The sequence below is a fragment of the Kitasatospora cystarginea genome (genome assembly GCF_039533515.1).
Lineage (GTDB): Bacteria > Actinomycetota > Actinomycetes > Streptomycetales > Streptomycetaceae > Kitasatospora > Kitasatospora cystarginea.
Genome location: NZ_BAAATR010000196.1, coordinates 1 through 767 on the forward strand (window position 1 = coordinate 1; position 767 = coordinate 767).

At 72.1% G+C, this 767-nt stretch carries 1 protein-coding gene; it reads left to right on the forward strand.

What is annotated here, in order from left to right:
- Positions 1-767: beta-ketoacyl reductase (locus tag ABD369_RS40795; RefSeq protein WP_344641688.1), on the forward strand; the 767-nt coding region annotated here is incomplete at both ends.

Genomic DNA, 767 nt, shown 5'->3' on the forward strand with positions numbered 1-767 from the left:
CGGGTGGTGGCGCTGGAGCACCCGGAGCGTTGGGGTGGTCTGGTCGACCTGCCGGAGGTGCTGGACGAGCGTGCGCTGTCGCGGCTGGCCGGTGTGCTGGCCGGGGCTGAGGATCAGGTCGCGGTCCGGGCGTCGGGTGTGTTCGCCCGTCGTCTGGTGCGGGCCCCGCGCGGTGAGGGTGTCGCCTGGAAGCCGTCCGGTACGGTCCTGGTCACCGGTGGCACCGGTGCGCTGGGTGCGGAGGTCGCGCGCTGGCTGGTCCGTAACGGTGCCGAGCAGCTGGTGCTGACCAGCCGTCGCGGCCTGGACGCTCCTGGTGCGGTTGAACTGCGTGATGAGCTGGCCGAGTTGGGCGCTGCTGTCACGGTGGCGGCATGCGATGTCGCCGATCGTGCTGCTCTGGCGGAGCTGCTGGCGTCGGTCGAGGTGTCGGCGGTGTTCCACACCGCCGGTGTGCTGGACGACGGTGTGGTGGACGGTATGACGGTGGAGCGGTTCGCCACCGTGGCGCGTCCGAAGGTGGACGCGGCGCTGAACCTGCACGAACTCACTTCCGACCTGTCGGCGTTCGTGCTGTTCTCCTCGATGGCGGGCACGGTCGGCAGCGCCGGCCAGGGCAACTACGCCGCCGCCAACGCCTTCCTGGACGCTCTCGCCGAGCAGCGCCGGGCCGACGGACTGGTGGCCACCTCGATCGCCTGGGGTGCCTGGGCCGAGGCCGGTCTGGCCACCGACGACGTGGTCGCCGAGCGACTGCGCCGCGACGG